We start from the raw sequence: 18,987 nt of genomic DNA on the forward strand, positions 1-18,987 counted from the left end.
CGATCGACGACCGCAACGGAAAAACCAGATGACTTCCACCGCCACCGAAAACCTCGTCGTCGCTGAAATCCGGGGCCGTGTCGGCTGCATCACCCTCAATCGCCCGAAGGCGCTCAACGCCTTGTCGCTGGCCATGATCCGTGACATCACACAGGCCCTGCGCACGTGGCGCGACGATCCCATGGTGCTGGCTGTTGCGGTGCGTGGCGTCAGCAAGGAAGGGCCCTTCGGCGCCTTCTGTGCCGGTGGAGACATCCGCTTCTTCCACCAGGCCGCTCTGGCGGGCGACAGTGCTCTCGAAGACTTCTTCACCGAAGAATACGCGCTCAACCACCTCATCCACACCTACCCCAAGCCCTACATCGCCTTCATGGATGGCATCGTCATGGGCGGAGGCATGGGCATCAGCCAGGGCGCGAGCCTGCGCATCGCCACCGAGCGCAGCAAGCTGGCCATGCCCGAGACCCATATCGGCCTGTTCCCGGATGTGGGCGGCGGCTATTTCCTCAGCCGCTGTGCCGGCCGCCTGGGCGAATACCTGGCGCTCACCGGACTGGTGCTGAATGGCAAGGAAGCCATCACAGCCGGACTGGCCGATGGCCACATCGACGCCGGGCGCCTGCCGGGCCTGTGGACCTCGCTCGCGCAGACGCCGTTCGAGAACGGCGCCTCGGTGGAGCGCTGGTGCGCCAGCCACCTCAGCACCACGGTCCTGCCACCGAGCTGGCCGGTGAAAGAAGTGGACCGGGTGTTCAGCCTGCCCGATGCCGTGCATATCATCGAGTCGCTTGAATCGACCGACAGCGACTGGGCCCGCTCCACGGCGATCACCCTGCGCCAACGCTCACCCTTGATGCTGCACGTGGTGCTGGAGCAGATCCGCCGCGCGCGAGGCATGGGTCTGGCTGAGGACCTGCGCATGGAGCGCGACATGGTGCACCACTGCTTCCACCTGCGTCCCGGTGCCACCAGCGAAACCGTGGAGGGCATTCGTGCGTTGGCCATCGACAAGGATCACGAGCCTCGATGGAATCCGGCTCGCATCGAAGAGGTGAAGCCCGCGCAAGCCGCCGCGTTCTTCGAAAGCCCATGGCCCCCAGAAAAGCATCCGTTGCGCATGTTGGGCTGAAGCGGGTTCAGTCTGCATATCGTTGCTCTGAATTTGCATTTCGATCCCAATAACTGCAATTGGAACCAATCGGTTCAAAACTGAATTCGAACTGCCTCTGATTGCCGCAAATTTGCGTAGACATGCTTGCACTTTTGTACTAAAACTCCGATCCCAAAAGACCGCCACCCAGGCGACCTGGATCAGGAGGAAAACATGGTCACGGAGAAAGAATGCGCCGCCTTGTCGGCGATCGTGTGCAACCCGCATGGCGTTGATCACACCAAATCTGGCAAATTCCCGCCGCCGGCCGGCTGGTCTGCTTTGTCTGACTCGACATCAGGCCTCGACGACAAGGGCTTCTGCGCCAATGCCTTCGTCAATGCCCATGGCGACGCCGTGCTGGCCTTCAGAGGACCGGATTTCATCGCTGATGCGCTGGCGGCATCGGACGACGCCGACGAATTCGTGACCAACCTGGCCCTGGACATGGGCCTGGCCTCCTTCACGGAGGCATTGCAGAGCGCGACACACGCCTACGGATTGCTCCGTCAGCGTGCCTACATGGAAGGCAGGGATGCGAACCGCATCCACTTCACCGGACACGGCGTGGGCGGCGGCATCGCCTCCGTCATGGCTTGCTGGTTCGACCAGCCGTGCACCGTTTTCGCCCACGCGCCCTTGCGCTTCGTGGCGCTCGCACCCGGTGACTTTGCCCACGCCCGGCACAGCATCGAATCCCTGATGGGGAGTGCCGATGGCGCGGTGAAGGCCTTGCAAGGCTTTGTTCGCCACCCACAAGAGATGCTCGCGCAACGCGAGCAACTGCGCGTGACCCACTGGCATGTGCGGGGGGAGGTCTATGCGCTCCTGCGGTCTCCCGCCACCGCCATTCAGGGCACAGAACATGCCATCGATGTCGGGATCCAGCCTCCCACACTGGAGACGGCGCTGACCCTGCACGACATGAAGCTGCACGCCGCGATGCTTTATTCCCCCCGCCTGCATCTGCTGTGTCAGGACTCGCCCGAGCTGCTTTCCTTGTTGATTGACCGGGAGGAAGGTTGCGACCTGATCGACACCCTTGTCCATGATCAGCACAGGGTGGGTCTGGACGGGGAAAGTGCGTTGCAGCGTTTCGTGAATGGGCTGGAGTGGGCGGGTGAAGTCCCGGCTGCAGGCGTGCTGAGCGACGCTGTGGTGGGCAGCTAGGCCCGCCCGCATTCATTTCAGCGGTTGCGCGATTTCATGGCCCGCTCCACCTCGCGCTTGCCTTCGCGGTCCTTGATGGTGTCGCGTTTGTCGTGTTCGGCTTTGCCCTTGGCCAGGGCCAGCTCGCACTTCACCTTGCCATTCTTCCAGTGCAGGTTCAGCGGCACGAGGGTGTAGCCCTTCTGTTCGACCTTGCCAATAAGGCGACGGATCTGTTCCTTGTGCAACAGCAACTTCTTGGTGCGCACCGAGTCCGGGCTCACGTGGGTCGATGCGGTGTGCAAAGGGTTCACCTGACAACCGATGAGGAACATTTCGCCCTCGCGAATGACCACATAGCCATCGGTGAGTTGAACCTTGCCTTCGCGCAGTGCCTTGACTTCCCACCCCTCGAGCACCACCCCCGCCTCGAAACGCTCCTCGATCGCGTAGTTGTAGAACGCTTTCCGGTTGTCGGCGATGCGGGTTTCGGTGTTCCTGGAGGGTGTGTCGTTGCTGTTTTTGGTGGCCATGAAGCGCGAGGTGCGGCCGTTTCAGGCCAATACAATGAGTTCGATTGTATGAAAACGATTCACAAGTCCGTTCTTCTGTGGCACAGCGCTGCTGAAATGTTCGCGCTGGTCACCGACATCGAGCGCTACCCGCAGTTCCTTCCCTGGTGCGATCACGGCGAAGTGCTGGAGCAGACCAGCGACGGCATGGTGGCTCGCGTGGGCATGGCCATCAGTGGTCTGCGCCAGAGTTTCACCACCCGCAATACCCATGAGTCCGACCGGAAAGTGCTCATGGAACTGGTCGACGGGCCTTTTTCGCGGCTCGATGGCGTCTGGGAATTCACCCCGATCGGCGACGGCAGCGAGCGTGCCTGCAAAGTGGCGTTCCAGCTGAGCTACGGGTTCTCCAGCAGCGCGCTCGCCGCGCTCGTCGGGCCGGTGTTCGACAAGATCGCCGGCAACCTTGTGGATGCTTTCGTCAAGCGCGCCGATCAGGTCTACGGGGCCGACTGAGATGCGCATCGTCCTGATGTACGCCAGCGCGCCACGCACGGTGCATGAGGACTCACTGGACGTCGCTGCCGGTTGCACGCTGGAACAGGTGCTGGCTCAGGCCGGCTGGCTGACTCGGTTCCCGGAGATCGGGACCGAATTGCTCACGACCTGTGTGTGGGGACGCAAGGCCGACCTTGATCACATCTTGCGCGAAGGCGACCGTGTGGAAGTGGTGCGGCTTTTGCGAGTGGACCCGAAGGTGGCGCGGCGGGAGCGTTTCGTGGGGCAAGGCGCCCGCTCCACGGGCCTGTTTGCCAAGCGACGGCCTGGCTCCAAAGCCGGCTACTGAGCGGCAGCGGTCTTGGGCATGGGCCCGCAGTCGGAGCGGATGATGTCGTCCATGCGGCGGGTTTCAGCCGCGCGGGCCTTGTCATCCATGATCTCGCGCTCGCCCTTGGCATTGGTGGTGGCCAGGCGAGTGCCCGACTCCATCACGCTTTTGGCCTTGCGGGCGCGCTCGCAGCTTTCTGCGCGGCCTTTGGCAACCCGTTGCTCTTCGGCTTTGCGACGAGCCTGTTCTGCGTCGTCGGCCTGCTTTTTCCGTGCCTCGAGCTCTTCGTCCCGCGCGGGCAGTTGAGGTGCTGCGCCAGGTTGTGGGGCTGCGGCGGCGGGCACGGCTTCGGCCGGAGCAGGCGCCTGCGCGCGCGCGTTCAGTGGGCTCTTGAGGATGTTCTTTTCGGGGATGCCTGAAGGCGGTGCGGTGTCGCTGAACACCTTGCGCCCAGTGCCATCGATCCACTGCCATTGCGCCAGCGTCCAGGGGCTGGAAATCAGCAGCGCGGCCGTCAGGCAGGCGGCGCGCCAGCGCCGGACGAGGGGGGAGTATTGAGGCATGGCCCAAGTTTAGCCCTGGCCCCCCGTCACGGACTGCGGATGGATGCTCTTGTGCTCGACGAGCCGTCGGAGCGGTCGATTTGTGTGGCTGAGCGGTAAGCCGCGTACAGCGCGGTGTGCGGGTTTGCACGTAGGACGGGCAGCTACAATCGACGCTTTTGGAGCTTTACCCATGCGCCTCCTCGGCAAAGCGCTCACCTTCGACGATGTGTTGCTGGTGCCAGCGTACTCCCAGGTCCTGCCCAAGGACACTTCGCTTGCCACCCAGTTCTCCCGCAACATCAAGCTCAACCTGCCCCTGGTCTCCGCGGCCATGGACACCGTGACCGAGGCCCGCCTGGCGATCGCCATTGCCCAGGAAGGCGGCATCGGCATCATTCACAAGAACCTCACGCCGCAAGAACAGGCAGCGCACGTGGCCAAGGTCAAGCGCTACGAATCCGGCGTGCTGCGCGATCCGGTGGTGATCACGCCCTCGACCACCATCCGCCAGGTCATGAAGCTCTCCGACGAGCTGGGCGTCTCGGGCTTCCCGGTGGTCGATGGTGGCAAGGTGGTGGGCATCGTCACTGGCCGCGATCTGCGCTTTGAAACCCGTTACGACCTGCCGGTGAGTGAGATCATGACGCCGCGCGAGCGCCTGATCACCATGCCCGACGGCACCACGCCGGCAGAGGCCAAGACACTGCTGAACAAGCACAAGCTCGAACGACTGCTGCTGGTGAACGACGCCTTCGAGCTCAAGGGCCTGATCACGGTCAAGGACATCACCAAGCAGCTCAACTTTCCCAATGCCGCGCGCGATGCCGCCGGCCGCCTGCGCGTGGGTGCAGCGGTCGGGGTGGGCGAGGGCACCGAGGAGCGCGTGGAGGCGCTGGTCAAGGCCGGGGTGGACGCCATCGTCGTGGACACCGCGCACGGCCACAGCAAAGGCGTGATCGAGCGCGTGCGCTGGGTCAAGCAGCACTACCCGCAGATCGACGTGATCGGCGGCAACATCGCCACCGGTGGCGCGGCCATGGCACTGGTGGAAGCCGGTGCCGATGCGGTCAAGGTTGGCATCGGCCCGGGCTCGATCTGCACCACCCGCATCGTGGCCGGCGTGGGCGTGCCGCAGATCATGGCCATCGACAACGTGGCCAGCGCCCTGCAGGGCACCGGCGTGCCGATGATCGCCGACGGCGGCATCCGCTACAGCGGCGACATCGCCAAGGCCATTGCCGCGGGGGCCAACACCGTGATGATGGGCGGCATGTTTGCCGGCACCGAAGAAGCGCCAGGCGAGATCGTGCTTTACCAGGGCCGCAGCTACAAAAGCTACCGTGGCATGGGTTCCATCGGCGCCATGCAGCAGGGCAGCGCCGACCGCTACTTCCAGGAAAGCAGCACGGGCAACCCCAATGCCGACAAGCTCGTGCCCGAAGGCATCGAAGGCCGGGTGCCCTACAAGGGTTCGGTGGTTTCCATCATCTTCCAGATGGCCGGCGGCCTGCGCGCCGCCATGGGCTACTGCGGTTGCCCCAGCATCGAACACATGCGCCACAAGGCGGAGTTCGTCGAGATCACCTCGGCCGGCATCCGCGAGAGCCACGTGCACGACGTGCAGATCACGAAAGAGGCACCCAACTACAGGGCGGAGTGACCGCCGCCGCCCCGCAGGCCGTCCAGAGCGACGGCCTTTTTCATTTTTCTCGCCGCACATCCCCACACACCATGCAGCACCAGAAAATTCTCATCCTCGATTTCGGTTCCCAGGTCACCCAGCTCATTGCCCGCCGCGTGCGCGAGGCCCATGTGTACTGCGAAGTCCACCCCTGCGACGTCAGCGATGAGTGGGTGCGCGAGTTTGCCGCCGACGGACAGCTCAAGGGCGTGATCCTCTCGGGCAGTCACGCCAGCGTGTACGAGGTGGACGACAAGGCACCCGACGTGGTCTACCAGCTTGGCATTCCGGTGCTGGGCATCTGCTACGGCATGCAGACCATGGCGCAGCAACTCGGCGGCAAGGTGGAGGGCTCGCACACGCGCGAATTCGGCTATGCCGAGGTGCGCGCCCGGGGCCACACCGAGCTGCTCAAGGACATCGCCGACTTCACCACGCCCGAGGGCCACGGCATGCTCAAGGTGTGGATGAGCCACGGCGACAAGGTCACCGAGCTGCCCCCGGGCTTCAAGCTCATGGCCAGCACCGATTCGTGCCCCATCGCCGGCATGGCCGACGAATCGCGCCATTTCTACGCCGTGCAGTTCCACCCCGAGGTCACGCACACGGTGCAGGGCCGCGCACTGCTGGAGCGCTTCGTGCTTGGCATCTGTGGCACCCGACCCGACTGGGTGATGCGCGACCACATCGCCGAGGCGGTGGAGAAGATCCGCCAGCAGGTGGGCGACGAGGAGGTCATCCTGGGTCTCTCCGGAGGGGTCGACTCGTCCGTGGCCGCAGCGCTTATCCACCGCGCCATTGGCGATCAGCTCACCTGCGTGTTCGTCGATCACGGCCTGCTGCGCCTGAACGAGGGCGACATGGTGATGGACATGTTTGTCGGCAAGCTGCACGCCAAGGTGATCCGCGTGGACGCAGCCGACCAGTTCCTCGGTCATTTGGCCGGCGTGAACGATCCAGAGGCCAAGCGCAAGATCATCGGCCGCGAATTCGTCCAGGTGTTCAAGGCAGAAGCCGCCAAATTGATCTCAAGTGGTGCTTCAACAAACGGCGCCAAGTGGTTGGCACAAGGGACAATTTACCCTGATGTGATCGAATCCGGCGGCGCCAAGAGCAAGAAGGCGGTGACCATCAAGAGCCACCACAACGTGGGTGGACTGCCCGAGCAACTGGGCCTGAAATTGCTGGAACCTTTGCGAGATCTGTTCAAGGACGAGGTGCGCGAACTCGGCGTGGCGCTCGGCCTGCCGCACGACATGGTCTACCGCCACCCTTTCCCCGGCCCCGGCCTGGGCGTGCGCATCCTGGGCGAGGTGAAGAAGGAATACGCCGACCTGCTGCGCCGGGCCGACGCGATCTTCATCGAGGAACTGCGCTCCACCGTGGAGTCGGGCAGCGGCAAGACCTGGTACGACCTGACAAGCCAGGCCTTCACCGTGTTTCTGCCGGTCAAGAGCGTGGGGGTGATGGGCGACGGCCGCACCTACGACTACGTGGTGGCCCTGCGCGCCGTGCAGACCAGCGATTTCATGACCGCCGACTGGGCCGAACTGCCGTACGCGCTGCTCAAGAAGGTCAGCAGCCGCATCATCAACGAGGTGCGCGGGATCAACCGGGTGACCTACGACGTGAGCAGCAAGCCACCAGCCACCATTGAGTGGGAGTAAAAGCTCTCATTTGATTGCTATATCTGCTGGGAGCAGGTCAGATACTCCCTGCTTTTCTCGATAATGCCTTCGCAAATTGGTTCTACCAGCGACGGACAACAGACGAGAAGCTATGAACTACAGAAAAGAGATAGACGGTCTCCGGGCGCTTGCTGTGCTGCCAGTGATACTTTTTCACGCTGGTTTCGAGACGTTTAGCGGTGGCTTCGTGGGCGTCGACGTCTTTTTTGTCATTAGTGGCTACCTGATCACGACGATCATTCTTGCTGAGCTCGAGCAAGGCAAGTTTTCAATCGTAAATTTTTACGAACGACGTGCGAGGCGGATTCTGCCGGCGTTGTTCTTCGTTATTTCTGTCTGTATTCCGTTCGCTTGGCTCTGGCTGTTGCCGAGCGATATGCAAAACTTTTCGCAAAGCCTGATTGCCGTATCTCTGTTTGCGTCCAATATATTCTTCTGGCGTGAGAGCGGGTACTTTGATGCTGCTGCGGAACTCAGCCCCTTATTGCACACTTGGAGTCTGGCGGTAGAAGAGCAGTATTACGTTCTGTTCCCATTGTTTCTGATGATGTTCTGGAAGCTGGGCAGGCGTTGGATACTTATGGCGCTCGCACTGGTCTTCATTGTCAGCATTGGTGTAGCTCAATGGGCCTCGTATTCAGAGCCAAATGCTGGTTTTTATCTTCTTCCGACGCGTGGCTGGGAGTTGTTGATGGGTGCCTTTGCGGCCTTCCATTTATCAAAGGCAGATCCTGAGGCATTTGGCAAAGGATGGAGTGAGTTTGCTGGCTGGTCAGGTGTGGCGCTTATTCTCTTCGCCGTCTTCGCCTACAACAAGGCAACACCTTTTCCTGGTTTCTATGCACTGGTTCCCACGCTGGGTACGGTGTTGGTCATCTTGTTTGCCACCCAAAAGACCACGGTAGGCAAGTTTGTAGGGAACAAGGCATTTGTTGCGGTAGGTCTGATCAGTTACAGCGCTTATCTCTGGCATCAACCTCTTTTCGCCTTTGCGAGACAAAGAAGCTTGCTTGAACCGAGCGAAGCCATTTTTTTGCTACTTGCTGCCTTGTCTTTACTGATGGCTTACTTCAGCTGGCGATTCATTGAATCTCCCTTTAGAAAAAAGGCCGTTGTGAATCGGCGTCAGGTTTTTCTTTTTGCGTTCGTCGGCACCTTCTCACTCATCGCACTCGGTCTGTTCGGCCACATGACGGAAGGCAAGCTTGTGCACCGGAAAGATTCATCTTTCATGGTGGATCTTGACGATCGTGTCAAGGTCAATCACGGACTTAGTGAGGCTTGCGAAGGTGACTACAACACCTTGCCCAACTGTTCAACATCCGAAAATCCCGAAGTTCTGCTTTGGGGGGATTCTTACGCCATGCATCTTGTCCAAGGCTTGGTAGCCTCCAAGCCGGATGTCGGATTGATTCAGAAAACGGTCTCTACGTGTGGTCCTTTCCTTGGAATTGCACCCATCAATGCCGAATATGTCCGCTCGTGGTCGGAAAAATGTATTGCCATCAATGACAAGGTTTATGAATACTTGAAAGGCACTTCTGGTATCAAATACGTTGTCCTGAGTTCGCCTTTTGTTCAGTTTGTCAGTGATGACGCGATGGTGCTGACGAGAGATGGAAAGGTGGCAAAAGGAAAAGATCTTGCTGCAGAGAGCATGAAGCAGACCGTGAGGAAAATTAAAGACCTGGGAAAGGTGCCCGTTATTTTTTCACCAACACCTCAAAATGGTCAGGATGTCGGCGGCTGTCTCAAGAAGGCAGCGTTTTTTCGAGATGAATCTCGAGTTTGTGATTTCAGCTATTCCGAATCTCTCGCTCGTCAGTCAAACGTATGGAATTTCCTCAAGGAGATGGACGGTCATGTGTCGGTGGTGAATCTCGCCGACTATTTGTGCCGTGACAACACCTGCCGCGCATCGGTTGATGGCGTTTTCATTTACAGGGATGTAGGTCATCTTTCTCGGGAAGGAAGCGCCTATCTTGGCCAGAAGATGAACTTTTACCAACTTCTTGTTGAGTCTGGCGGCGCTGCAAAGTGAATACTTCCAAGTGCTTGTCAAGCAACAAGTTTTTTCTTGCGGTGCTATTGAGTGGGCGTGAAGGGTAGGTTTCCAACTTCTCCGCGAAAAAACATGCGATGAGGGGCTGGACGGCGGTTTCGATCCTGAACTGCTTCAGTGTCCGAAGTTGACCAGCGCCGGCCAGGCGCGTGCGTCTGGCTTCGTCCGAAAGCAGCAAGAAGAGCTGCTTGTTGAGGTCGTTCCAGTCGCCGGGCGTGAACAGCAGGCCGGTTTCATCATGAGCCACGAGTTCGGGGATGCCCGCAATGTGGGGCGCAATCACCGGAACCCGACAGGCCATGGCTTCCATCAGCACCACTGGCAACCCTTCCATCAGACTGGCAATGACAAAAGCGTCGGCCTTCCTCAACTCGTCCAGCACACCATCTTCGCCGTGTCGACCCAGAAAAACGCAGCGATCTCCCAGACCCAGCGCGTTCGCCTGATGCCTCAGTTCTGCCTCCAGCGGGCCATCCCCAACGATCCTCAACTCGGCATCAATGCCCTGCTGCTGCATCTGCGCAAAGGCGGAAATCAGGCCGGCCTGGCCCTTTTCAGCCGCCAGCCGGCCCACATGCAGCAGGCGAAGACGGCCCTTTCCGCTGACCTGCGGCGCGGGCGAAAAGCGGGATGGGTCAATGCCACAGCGCACGATTTCCATCTTCGACCATTCCTCCTGACTCGTGATGCGCATGGCCTGCGCCCTGCCGAAGTGCGACACGCAGGCGACGAACCGCGCATGCTCGAGCTTCTCCTTCAGCAGCAGCCCCGACGGGTAGTCGAACTCACTGATTCCGTGCAGCGTGAGACTGAAATCGATGTCGAGATAGCGGGTGGCCAGGTAACCCACGGTTGCCGAGGCGTTGGCGAAATGGTTGTGCAGGTGCTCGATCTGCTGCTTGCGCAAGGCATCTGCCAGGATCATGGCTTCACTGAAATAGATGAAGCTGTAGATGCCTGAGGAGAGGCCCGGAACCCGGTGCCGGAACGCATCGCGGAGGGTGCGCAGGTAACGCAAGGGGTGTTTCAGAACGCAGCGCAGGTGCGAACCAAGCAAGACGGGAAGTCGGGGAGGCAATATGTACGTGGTGGTTTCGAAAGCACTTACGTTTTCCGGGTCACACCGTTCCGAATCGGAGGGGGGGCGGATGCTGAACGTGGCGATATCGATGCCGGCGCCACGAAGCGCCTCCACCTCCCGGCGGATGAAGGTATGGCTGGTGGCCGGGTACTGACTGGTGAGGTAGGCGACCTTCATCACGCGGACGCTCCACGGTACGGATCGAACACCGCAGCGCCCAGGCCGGGATACAGGCCACTCATGCGCCAGGCCAGCCGCGACTCCGAGAAGCGACCGTGGCGGTCTTTGGCGTATCTGGCGTTCATATCGAAGCGGTGTAGCTGGAAGGGGTCATGCCCGCGCGAATTGCTGCCCCAGCGGGTGGTCACGGCGGCACGGTACCCCGCCTGGCGCACGGTTTCCACCGTCCGTGGATCGGTGGAACCGTTCGGGTAGCAGAAGGTGGTGACCGGAGCGTCCAGGGCGGCTTCCAGCTTCTGCCTGGAACCGCTGATCTCGGCCACCAGTTCCGTGTCCGTGCACTGAGGCAGCAGCGCATGGGAGTGCGAATGGCTGCCAATCTCGTGACCGCGTGCCACCAGGTCCTTCATCTGCTCCACGTTCATGAAGCCATCCCAGGTGTTTTGCACCGGATGGGGGAGCAGCCTTTGTGCGCGCTCAATCCAGTCGTTTCGCTGGGCAGCGCTCCAGGCTTTGGTGGATTCCAGGGCTGCCTCCACATCCGTCTGGCCTGGCGAACTGCCTGCGTGCCGGGCAGAGCGCAATGACTCCATCAGCGCGTCGACCTGCGCACCCGGGGCGTTGTTGAGGAGGCTGATGCAGGTGGCTAGCGCATCGTGCCAGAGTGGTCCCGTGTCTTCCAGGATCTGGCTCGGCACATAAAAGCTCGCTTTCACCCCGTGCCGGTCGAGCACGGGGAGGGCATTCTCGTAGTTGTCGAGCTGGCCGTCGTCGAAGGTGATCGCCAGCAACGGCGGTTCGGCATGTTGGCCCTCTGCCCACAGGTCAAGCGTGGCCGAGAGCGACTGGCAGCGGAAGTGGCGTGTGACGAAGCTCAGGTGGGCATCGAGTTCTTCGGGCGTCACGGCCAGCCCGGGCAGTGGGTAGAGCCGGCGTTGTGATTCGGTCAGTACCCTGTGAAAGGTAATGATCGACAGGCGCTGGCGCATGCGCATGGCGGGCGAAGTCACGTTGGCAAGCGAAAGCACCTGGCCGCAAGCGTCGCGAGCCAAGGCCTTGATCGAGGTAATAGCGATCATGGGTGCGAGATCCGCTCCGAGATGCAAACAGAATGACAGGTGCAAAGAATCGTAGGCGAGCAACCATCGTAAGCGGTCCTCAAGAGATAAAGGAATGCTTAAGAAACTTAATTAAGTTTTTTGATTTATCAGTGACTTTTTGTGCATTTGCACGAGTACCACTCCGCACCGGGAGCGCAAATTGCCCACGCGGGGACAGCTGACGGGTCGTGTCCACGATGGTTTTTGCAGATATCTTATAAATTACTTTAAAAAATCAAAAAAGATGAATGATTTATATATGAACTGACGACCTTCATTCGATTTGTGCAGCGAGATACCGATGAATCTGCGACACAGCCGCCGCACCTTCGCCAATGGCGCCGCCGACCCGCTTGACCGAGCCCGAGCGCACGTCGCCCACGGCGAACACACCAGGGATGCTGGACTCGAGTGGCGCTGGCGGGACGCCTGCAGGTGATGTTTCAACGGCCGAGCCTGTTCTCACGAAGCCATGGGCATCGACATCGATCTGGCAGCCCGCCAGCCAGCCGATCTCGGGGTCGGCTCCTACAAACAGGAACAGGTGGCGCAACGACGTTTCATGATGGGTCGCCGCCCGGCTGTCATGCCAGGTCACGCCAGCCAGGCCATCGGCGGCCTGGCCGTGGAGCGCCGTGATGGCGGTGTGGGGTTTCAAGTCGATGTTGGGTGTGGCTTCAATCCGATCGATCAGGTAGCGCGACATGCTGGCCGCCAGGCTGGGGCCGCGCACCAGCATGGTCACGCGCGCGGCATGCTGCGAGAGGAAAACCGCCGCCTGGCCGGCGGAGTTGCCACCGCCCACCAAGGCCACCTCGGTTCGTGCGCACAAGGTGGCTTCCAGCGCGGATGCCCAATACCAGATGCCGCGCCCTTCGAACTCCTGCAGGCGCGGCACATCCGGCCGCCGGTAGCGCGCGCCGCTGGCGATCACCACCGTGCGTGCGCGCAGGCGGCGGCCATCGGTCAGGCGGATGGCCAGCTCGCGGTCGGGTCCGGCTCGCGTGCAGTCCAGCGACTGCACCTCGGCTGGAATCAGCATCTCGGCGCCGAACTTCTGGGCCTGCACATAAGCCCGGCCCGCCAGGGCCTGGCCTGAGATGCCCGTCGGAAACCCCAGGTAGTTCTCGATGCGCGCGCTGGCGCCCGCCTGGCCTCCGTAGGAGCGGCAGTCCAGCACGACCACCCGCAGGCCTTCGGATGCGGCGTACACCGCGGTCGACAAGCCCGCAGGCCCGGCGCCGACCACGGCCACGTCGAACAGCTCGTCGTGTGCCACCGTGTCCACCATGCCGATGCAGCGCGCCAGCGCTTCTTCGCTGGGATTGACGAGCACCGAACCATCCGGGCACACCACCAGCGGCTCGCCTGGCGCCGCGCCGGACTGCTCCATCAGTGCGGCGGCGTCGGTGTCGGTGCGGGCATCGACCACGTGGTAAGGCTCGCCGTTGCGGCGCAGAAAGTTCTGCAGGCGCAGCAGATCGGCCCCGGTCGTTTCGCCGATCAGCACCGGCCCGCTGGCGCCGGCCTCGATCAGCGCCACGCGGCGCAGGATCAGCGCGCGCACCAGGCGCTCGCCCAGATCGGCCTCGGCGATGATGAGCGCCCGCAACTGGCTCGGAAGCAGCAGGAGCACCTCCACGTCGTCCAGCGCGATGCCGTCGACCAGCGAAGGCTTGCCCGACAACGCGCCCACTTCGCCCATGAAGTGCCCTCGGCCGTGCTGCACGATGGGCGTGACGTGCCCCATGCCATCGCGCTGGCTCACCGCCACCACGCCGTGGAGCACCACGAACAGTCCCGGCCCGGGTTCACCGGCGGTGATCAGGCGATCGCCGCGCGCATGGACCTGCGGGGTTCCAAAGCGCCGCATCCTGGCCACCTCCGCATCGGAGAGCAGCGGAAACATCTGGTGTCGACGGGACAGCAGTTCACTGGGTGCGTCTTCGGCCATTGGTTCGAGGGGGTGGTGTGAGGAGCAGGGCTGGAGCGGAGTATGCGACCGTTTCAGCCGGGCTTTGGTACGCGCGGCCACAATGGCGCATGGACCTTCACCCATCTGAGCCGGTGCAGCGCTGGCAGCGCTCGCTGGGCTTGCTGCGCTCTATGCTGGTCTACCGCGCCATTCCCTGGCGCGGTGCCCAATTGCGGCGTTTCTACCGCCCTTTCGTGCCCGATGGTGGGCTGGCGTTCGACGTGGGTGCGCATCTGGGCAACCGCGTGGCGGCGTTTCGACAACTGGGCGCCCGTGTGGTGGCGTTGGAGCCGCAACCGGATTTCGTGCACCTGCTGAGGCGCCGCTTCAATGGTGATGCCGGGGTGACGCTGTTGCCCCAGGCGCTGGGCCGGGCGGCGGGACAGGCGCGTTTGATGGTGAGCCCGCGCACGCCCACCGTGACCACGCTCTCCGGCGATTTCATCCAGCGCGCGGGCGCCGCGCCATCGTTCCGGGGCGTGAGCTGGCAGGCGGGGCCGCAGGTGCCCGTCACCACGCTGGATGCGCTGATCGCACAGCATGGCACGCCCGATTTCGTGAAGATCGACGTCGAGGGTTTCGAGCATGAGGTGCTGCTGGGCCTGAGCCAGCCCTTGCCGGCGCTGTCGTTCGAGTTCCTGCCGGCCGTGCGCGACGTGGCGGCGGCCTGCATCGACCGGCTGGAGACCCTGGCCGGGCCGGGGCGCTACCGCTACGCCGTCTCGCTGGGCGAGCGTCTGCAACTGCGGCGGCCCGAGGGCGAGCCGGCGGATGCGCTGCGCGAGTGGCTGCGCGCCATGCCGGACGATGCGCCTTCGGGTGATGTGCACGCCTGGTGGCCAGGCGCGGATTCAGGAACCCGGCGCTGAGGGGGCGTGCGAGCGCGGCGGCATGGCGAGGTGCTCGGCGCCCGGGACTTCGTGCGCGGTGGGTGCGCCGAACGCCTCCAGCAAAACGCGAGTGAGTTGCGTCATCGGACCGAGTGGGCGCGGCCCGGGTGTGATGCCGGGAATGAAACCGCGCGCCATCAGGCGATGCAGCAGCGCCGGATCGTCGCTGACCACGTGCACCGGCACGTCCCACGAAGCGCCCGCACCCGAGGCCAGTGCCGGCGCCTGGTGGTCGCCGACGATCACCATCACCAGGGGGTGCGGCGCAAGATGGCGCAGGTAATCGGCCATCCAGGTGTTCTGGTAGCGCAGGCTCTCCAGGAAACGCGGCACCGTCTGCGAGATGTTCAGCGGTGCGCTCAGCGCGGCACGAGCGTCGTCAGCGCTGTAGGCGTCTGGCCCGGTGAGGCGGGACCAATCGGCCACGAAGGGGGCCAGTGGGTGGAAGGGTGCATGGGAGCTGGTGGTGGGAAACACCGCCAGCCTCGGGCGTTGATCGTGGCCGGGTGCGCGCCGGTCCAGTTCCTGCGCGTGCAGCAGCGCCATGGCCGCCTGGTCGGGAATGCGCCAGAAGCCGAAATCCCGTCCCTGGTAGCCCACCGCTGGGTCGTCGGCCAGCCGTTCGAAACCATAGAACGAGCCCTCGGGCCAGGGGCGCTTGAGGCCGGGCATCCACCCCACGGTGCGGTAGCCGCGGTGCGCGAAATGGCTCACCAGTGTGGGCCGCTGGCTGGTGAGCAGCAGGTCGTGGTCGGCCGGGTCGCTGGTGTCCACGCCGGAGAGCAGGGCAGCGTGCGACAGCCACGAAGCCCCGCCAAACGTGGGCGCGACCACGCGCGCCGAAACCACGGCACGCCCGCCGGTGTGGATGGCGTCGGCCAGTTGCTGGCGCGAAGCCTGAAGCGCTTGCGCCTGTTCAGGTTGATCAAAGGTGCTGGCACCGTAGGACTCAGCAAACACCAGCAGCACGTCCGCCGGGCCGCGCGCGCTCACCAGGCCGGAAAGGTCGCCGGCAAAGGTGGGGCTCGCGCCAAGGGCCGCGTGGCGCTGCCCAGGCAGCCACACCTGGGCCAGCAGCGTCCCCTGGTGGAGCAGCGTGGGAGTGATGGGCAGGGAGAAAAACCAGCGCGTGTCGCGCCGCTCGGGCACGTAGGCGGCGAAGCTGAGGGTGAGGGCCACCACGGTGGCCAGCAGCCAGGGACGCGGGCGCGGCCAGGCCAGGCTGTGCGAGAGCGAGGCGATGGCCGTGCGCACCAGCCACCACAACGCCAGCAGCCCCAGCGACAGCGCAGCCAGCGCGGTGACGACCTGCCAGGTGGGCAGGGTCTGCAACGCGGCGCGCAGCAACCCGGCGGCGTGGCGACCGTCCCAGTACACGTTCACCGGCCGGCCCATCACCGCGGGTGCGGTGACGTTCGCATAGCGCACGACCACCAATGCCACGAAGACCAGGGCCAGGACGGCGGTTGCACGGCGCGAGAGCGGCCCGCGCCAGGCGATCCAGGCCATGAGGGCCACGACCGCCAGGCACAGCTCGAACGACAGGCGCGGCATGTAATGCACGCCAAAACCGGGCCAGCGGTTCTCGAAGGTCAGCAGCGTGTTGAGCAGCGCAAAGGTCAGCCCGAAGCGAAGCAGCCATGCAACAACCGAAGATGGCGCGGCGGGTGCCAGCGCAGCGCTCACTGGCGGATCGCCTCGAACTCGATGATCAACGGCACCTCGTCACCCACCCAGCCGTTGGCCACGGCGTAGTTCATGCCGTACGCGCTGCGCTTGAAGCTGCCGCGAGCGGACACGCCCATCACGTACGGCTTGCCACCGAAGCCGCCCATGGGCGATTCGGCGCTCTTGTTCCAGGTGGCCTGCAGCGTGAGCGGCTGCTTCTTGCCGAGCAGTTCGAGCTGACCCGTGATGTCGAAGGTGCGCTCGCCCGTGCGCTTGGCGCCGCTGGCGGTGAACACCATGCGCGGAAACTCGCCGCTGTTGAGGAAATCCGGGCCTTTGAGGTGGTCGTCGCGCTTGCGCTGGTTGCTGAACACACTGGCGGTCTCCACCTCGATGCGCACCTCCGAGAGCGTGGCCGTGGCTTCGTCGAACCGGTAGTTGCCGCGCGCCGAGCGGAACATGCCGAGCACCTTGGCGTAGCCGATGTGGTCCACCAGGAAAGCCACGGTGAGGTGGTCGGGGTCGATCTCGTAGCGCGCAGCCTGGGCCTGCGCGGGCGTGGTGGCGAGGAGGGCGGAGCAGAGGGTGAGAGTGGGCAGGAAAAAGGCTCGCATGGTTCAGGTCTCCTGTGAATGGGCGCGGTGCAGGAATCGCACGTCGATGGCGAAGGACGCGGTGAGCAAGGCCAGGCTGGTGGCCGCCAGTGCCGAGGCCAGCAGGGACGGCACGATGGGGCCCAGGCACACGATCAGTGTGGTGATCTGCACCACGCACACGGTCTGGCGGCGCCGGCTCGGTGGCAGTGCGCCGGCCAGCCAGGGCCAGGCCTGGGCGGCGGCCACGAAGGCGTAGCGCATGAGGCCGCTGGCCAGCACCCAGACACCAGCCTGGCCGGCCTGCCACACCAACGCGCACAGCACCAGCGTGAACAGGGCGTCGGTTTCCATGTCGAAGCGGGCGCCAAAGTCGCTGGCCAGGCCGCTGCGCCGGGCCAGCGGGCCATCCACCGCGTCGAGCAGGGCGGTGGCTGTGGCCAGCACCACCACCGCCCACCAGGCTTGCGTGGGCAGGTCTTCGCCCAGCAAGGCGGCGAGCAGGGCCGCCACACCCAGGCGCAGCAGCGTCACCTGGTTGGCGCTGCCGAAACGCGCGTGCGGGTGGGGTGGACTGATCGGCGCGAACAGGCCACGCCACACCAGCCAGGCAAGCAGGCCAAACAGCAGCAGGGCCTTCAGGGAAAAGTCCGCTCCCAGCCCGCCAGCCACGCCCAGTGCGATGGCGGCCAAGGCCATCAGTGCGATGCTGGCACCCAGGGAACGGGCCGCGTCCACCCTCAGCACGGAACGGTCCGCGCCGGGGATGGCGGGTGTGGGGTGGGGGGTTATTGGCTGCGACATAAGATGCAAGCGCGTCCTGAACGGACAACGATCATGGCACGCGCTGCCGGTCGGACTCCCCATTCCCCATTTCGTTCATGCCCTTCATTGCCGATCAACCAACCCTCGCCGCGCAGGCCTGCTGGATCGTCGCGCCAGGCCAGGCCGAGATTCGCACGGAGACCTTGCCGCCGATGGCCGACGGCGAGGTCCGGGTGCGCACATTGCACAGCGCCGTGAGCCGGGGAACGGAGGGCCTGGTGTTTCGCGGCGAGGTGCCTGCGAGCGAATGGCAGCGCATGCGCGCGCCATTCCAGGCGGGAGATTTCCCGTCGCCGGTGAAGTACGGCTACGTGAACGTGGGCGTGGTGGAGGCTGGCCCGGCGGAACTGATCGGACGAACGGTGTTCTGCCTGTATCCCCACCAGACCCGCTACCAGGTGAACGCCGAGGCCGTGCTGCCGCTGCCCGAAGGCGTGCCGCCCGCGCGCGCGGTGCTCGCCGCGCAGATGGAAACCGCGATCAACGCCTTGTGGGACGCCGCTCCCGTGCCGGGCAGCCGCGTCTGCGTGGTCGGGGGCGGTGTCATCGGCCTGCTGGTGGCCTGGCTGGCAACGCGAGAACACGGTTGCCAGGTGGAGGTGGTGGACACCCAGGCTTCACGCGCCGGGCTGGCCGAGGCAATGGGGGCGGTTTTCCGCCTGCCCGATCAGGCCTCTGGCAACGCCGGTCTGGTGGTGCACACCAGTGCCACGTCGGCGGGCCTGGCCACCGCGCTGCGACTCGCGGCCTTCGAAGCCACCGTGCTTGAACTGAGCTGGTACGGCAGCCGCGACGTGAGCGTGCCGCTCGGGGAAGCTTTCCATTCCCAGCGGCTCACGCTCAAGAGTTCGCAGGTCGGTCATGTGGCCGCGGTCAAGCGCGGCGACTGGACCCACCGTCGTCGCCTCGCGCTGGCGCTCTCGCTGCTGACCGATCCTGTGCTCGACCGACTCATCACCGATACCGCACCGTTTCACCAATTGCCGGTGGTGCTGGAGCGGCTTGCCGGTCATGAATCTCCCGGCACCTTGTGCCACCGAATCGACTACACCGACTGAA

The 18,987-nt window shown here is 63.7% G+C and carries 17 protein-coding genes; 9 read left to right on the forward strand and 8 right to left on the reverse strand.

All coding sequences use genetic code 11. From position 1 onward, the window contains the following. The first annotated feature begins 28 nt into the window (after nt 1-28). Both ACTIF6_RS19985 and ACTIF6_RS19990 read left to right on the forward strand, forming a co-directional pair. Nucleotides 29-1,129, forward strand: coding sequence for an enoyl-CoA hydratase/isomerase family protein (locus ACTIF6_RS19985; RefSeq protein ID WP_439589685.1), 1,101 nt, complete (start codon nt 29-31; stop codon nt 1,127-1,129). A 195-nt stretch (nt 1,130-1,324) separates the two neighbouring features. Continuing rightward, entirely contained in the window at nt 1,325-2,320 is a 996-nt protein-coding gene (locus tag ACTIF6_RS19990) for a hypothetical protein (protein ID WP_439589686.1), read from the forward strand. 17 nt (nt 2,321-2,337) lie between these two features. Here ACTIF6_RS19990 and smpB read toward each other — a convergent pair whose 3' ends face one another. Then, nucleotides 2,338-2,832, reverse strand: a complete 495-nt coding sequence (gene smpB, locus ACTIF6_RS19995; protein WP_439589687.1) for an SsrA-binding protein SmpB — start codon at nt 2,830-2,832, stop codon at nt 2,338-2,340. Between the two features lie 48 nt (nt 2,833-2,880). On the opposite strand from smpB, the gene ACTIF6_RS20000 reads away from it, so the two are divergent. Continuing rightward, nucleotides 2,881-3,327 (forward strand): type II toxin-antitoxin system RatA family toxin, encoded by a 447-nt coding sequence (locus ACTIF6_RS20000; protein ID WP_439589688.1) that lies wholly within the window; start codon nt 2,881-2,883, stop codon nt 3,325-3,327. 1 nt (nt 3,328) lies between these two features. Further along, a complete protein-coding gene (locus tag ACTIF6_RS20005) occupies nt 3,329-3,658 on the forward strand; it encodes an RnfH family protein (protein ID WP_439589689.1) in 330 nt (109 codons plus the stop codon). Here the strand turns inward: ACTIF6_RS20005 and ACTIF6_RS20010 are convergent. Further along, entirely contained in the window at nt 3,652-4,203 is a 552-nt protein-coding gene (locus tag ACTIF6_RS20010) for a DUF4124 domain-containing protein (protein WP_439589690.1), read from the reverse strand. The two genes, ACTIF6_RS20005 and ACTIF6_RS20010, sit on opposite strands and share 7 nt — an antisense overlap. 172 nt (nt 4,204-4,375) lie before the next feature. Here ACTIF6_RS20010 and guaB point away from each other — a divergent pair, with 172 nt between their 5' ends. From guaB to ACTIF6_RS20025, 3 genes are all read left to right on the forward strand, one after another. Further along, nucleotides 4,376-5,845, forward strand: a complete 1,470-nt coding sequence (guaB, locus tag ACTIF6_RS20015; RefSeq protein WP_439589691.1) for an IMP dehydrogenase — start codon at nt 4,376-4,378, stop codon at nt 5,843-5,845. 71 nt (nt 5,846-5,916) lie between these two features. Beyond that, nucleotides 5,917-7,533, forward strand: a complete 1,617-nt coding sequence (guaA, locus tag ACTIF6_RS20020; RefSeq protein WP_439589692.1) for a glutamine-hydrolyzing GMP synthase — start codon at nt 5,917-5,919, stop codon at nt 7,531-7,533. 112 nt (nt 7,534-7,645) lie between these two features. Continuing rightward, nucleotides 7,646-9,595 (forward strand): acyltransferase family protein, encoded by a 1,950-nt coding sequence (locus ACTIF6_RS20025; protein WP_439589693.1) that lies wholly within the window; start codon nt 7,646-7,648, stop codon nt 9,593-9,595. Here the strand turns inward: ACTIF6_RS20025 and ACTIF6_RS20030 are convergent. The 3 genes from ACTIF6_RS20030 to ACTIF6_RS20040 all read right to left on the reverse strand — a co-directional run bounded on the left by ACTIF6_RS20030 (nt 9,489) and on the right by ACTIF6_RS20040 (nt 13,931). Next, complete coding sequence (locus ACTIF6_RS20030) at nt 9,489-10,874, reverse strand: glycosyltransferase (RefSeq protein WP_439589694.1); 1,386 nt, start codon at nt 10,872-10,874, stop codon at nt 9,489-9,491. The two genes, ACTIF6_RS20025 and ACTIF6_RS20030, sit on opposite strands and share 107 nt — an antisense overlap. Beyond that, nucleotides 10,874-11,956: a polysaccharide deacetylase family protein gene (locus ACTIF6_RS20035; RefSeq protein ID WP_439589695.1), complete on the reverse strand. Its 1,083-nt coding sequence runs from the start codon at nt 11,954-11,956 to the stop codon at nt 10,874-10,876. The genes ACTIF6_RS20030 and ACTIF6_RS20035 overlap by 1 nt, the downstream gene beginning before the upstream one ends. 295 nt (nt 11,957-12,251) lie before the next feature. Then, nucleotides 12,252-13,931, reverse strand: a complete 1,680-nt coding sequence (locus tag ACTIF6_RS20040; RefSeq protein WP_439589696.1) for an FAD-dependent oxidoreductase — start codon at nt 13,929-13,931, stop codon at nt 12,252-12,254. A gap of 89 nt (nt 13,932-14,020) precedes the next feature. Here ACTIF6_RS20040 and ACTIF6_RS20045 point away from each other — a divergent pair, with 89 nt between their 5' ends. Continuing rightward, complete coding sequence (locus ACTIF6_RS20045; RefSeq protein ID WP_439589697.1) at nt 14,021-14,821, forward strand: FkbM family methyltransferase; 801 nt, start codon at nt 14,021-14,023, stop codon at nt 14,819-14,821. On the opposite strand, the gene ACTIF6_RS20050 is transcribed toward ACTIF6_RS20045, so the two are convergent. The 3 genes from ACTIF6_RS20050 to ACTIF6_RS20060 are packed head-to-tail and all read right to left on the reverse strand — an operon-like array spanning nt 14,804 to nt 17,907. Then, the gene (locus ACTIF6_RS20050) at nt 14,804-16,528 is read right to left on the reverse strand and encodes a hypothetical protein (protein ID WP_439589698.1); all 1,725 of its coding nucleotides are present in this window, start codon (nt 16,526-16,528) and stop codon (nt 14,804-14,806) included. The two genes, ACTIF6_RS20045 and ACTIF6_RS20050, sit on opposite strands and share 18 nt — an antisense overlap. Next, nucleotides 16,525-17,124, reverse strand: a complete 600-nt coding sequence (locus ACTIF6_RS20055; RefSeq protein ID WP_439589699.1) for a YceI family protein — start codon at nt 17,122-17,124, stop codon at nt 16,525-16,527. Before ACTIF6_RS20055 ends, ACTIF6_RS20050 begins: the two co-directional genes overlap by 4 nt. A 3-nt stretch (nt 17,125-17,127) precedes the next feature. Continuing rightward, entirely contained in the window at nt 17,128-17,907 is a 780-nt protein-coding gene (locus ACTIF6_RS20060; RefSeq protein WP_439589700.1) for a CDP-alcohol phosphatidyltransferase family protein, read from the reverse strand. 77 nt (nt 17,908-17,984) lie between these two features. Between ACTIF6_RS20060 and ACTIF6_RS20065 the strand changes: the two genes are divergently transcribed. Continuing rightward, a complete protein-coding gene (locus ACTIF6_RS20065; protein ID WP_439589701.1) occupies nt 17,985-18,986 on the forward strand; it encodes a zinc-dependent alcohol dehydrogenase in 1,002 nt (333 codons plus the stop codon). The last annotated feature ends 1 nt before the right edge of the window (nt 18,987 follow it).

The sequence above is a fragment of the Hydrogenophaga sp. genome (genome assembly GCF_051860785.1).
Lineage (GTDB): Bacteria > Pseudomonadota > Gammaproteobacteria > Burkholderiales > Burkholderiaceae_C > Hydrogenophaga.

What these genes read in the sequence shown, in the direction of transcription:
- ACTIF6_RS19990 (WP_439589686.1), top strand. Translation starts at nt 1,325, where the DNA reads ATGGTCACGGAGAAAGAATGCGCCGCCTTGTCGGCGATCGTGTGCAAC.
- ACTIF6_RS20065 (WP_439589701.1), top strand. Translation starts at nt 17,985, where the DNA reads ATGCCCTTCATTGCCGATCAACCAACCCTCGCCGCGCAGGCCTGCTGG.
- ACTIF6_RS20055 (WP_439589699.1), bottom strand. Translation starts at nt 17,124, where the DNA reads ATGCGAGCCTTTTTCCTGCCCACTCTCACCCTCTGCTCCGCCCTCCTC.
- ACTIF6_RS20060 (WP_439589700.1), bottom strand. Translation starts at nt 17,907, where the DNA reads ATGTCGCAGCCAATAACCCCCCACCCCACACCCGCCATCCCCGGCGCG.
- ACTIF6_RS20010 (WP_439589690.1), bottom strand. Translation starts at nt 4,203, where the DNA reads ATGCCTCAATACTCCCCCCTCGTCCGGCGCTGGCGCGCCGCCTGCCTG.
- ACTIF6_RS20025 (WP_439589693.1), top strand. Translation starts at nt 7,646, where the DNA reads ATGAACTACAGAAAAGAGATAGACGGTCTCCGGGCGCTTGCTGTGCTG.
- guaA (WP_439589692.1), top strand. Translation starts at nt 5,917, where the DNA reads ATGCAGCACCAGAAAATTCTCATCCTCGATTTCGGTTCCCAGGTCACC.
- ACTIF6_RS20030 (WP_439589694.1), bottom strand. Translation starts at nt 10,874, where the DNA reads ATGAAGGTCGCCTACCTCACCAGTCAGTACCCGGCCACCAGCCATACC.
- ACTIF6_RS20035 (WP_439589695.1), bottom strand. Translation starts at nt 11,956, where the DNA reads ATGATCGCTATTACCTCGATCAAGGCCTTGGCTCGCGACGCTTGCGGC.
- ACTIF6_RS19985 (WP_439589685.1), top strand. Translation starts at nt 29, where the DNA reads ATGACTTCCACCGCCACCGAAAACCTCGTCGTCGCTGAAATCCGGGGC.
- smpB (WP_439589687.1), bottom strand. Translation starts at nt 2,832, where the DNA reads ATGGCCACCAAAAACAGCAACGACACACCCTCCAGGAACACCGAAACC.
- ACTIF6_RS20000 (WP_439589688.1), top strand. Translation starts at nt 2,881, where the DNA reads ATGAAAACGATTCACAAGTCCGTTCTTCTGTGGCACAGCGCTGCTGAA.
- ACTIF6_RS20045 (WP_439589697.1), top strand. Translation starts at nt 14,021, where the DNA reads ATGGACCTTCACCCATCTGAGCCGGTGCAGCGCTGGCAGCGCTCGCTG.
- ACTIF6_RS20040 (WP_439589696.1), bottom strand. Translation starts at nt 13,931, where the DNA reads ATGGCCGAAGACGCACCCAGTGAACTGCTGTCCCGTCGACACCAGATG.
- ACTIF6_RS20005 (WP_439589689.1), top strand. Translation starts at nt 3,329, where the DNA reads ATGCGCATCGTCCTGATGTACGCCAGCGCGCCACGCACGGTGCATGAG.
- guaB (WP_439589691.1), top strand. Translation starts at nt 4,376, where the DNA reads ATGCGCCTCCTCGGCAAAGCGCTCACCTTCGACGATGTGTTGCTGGTG.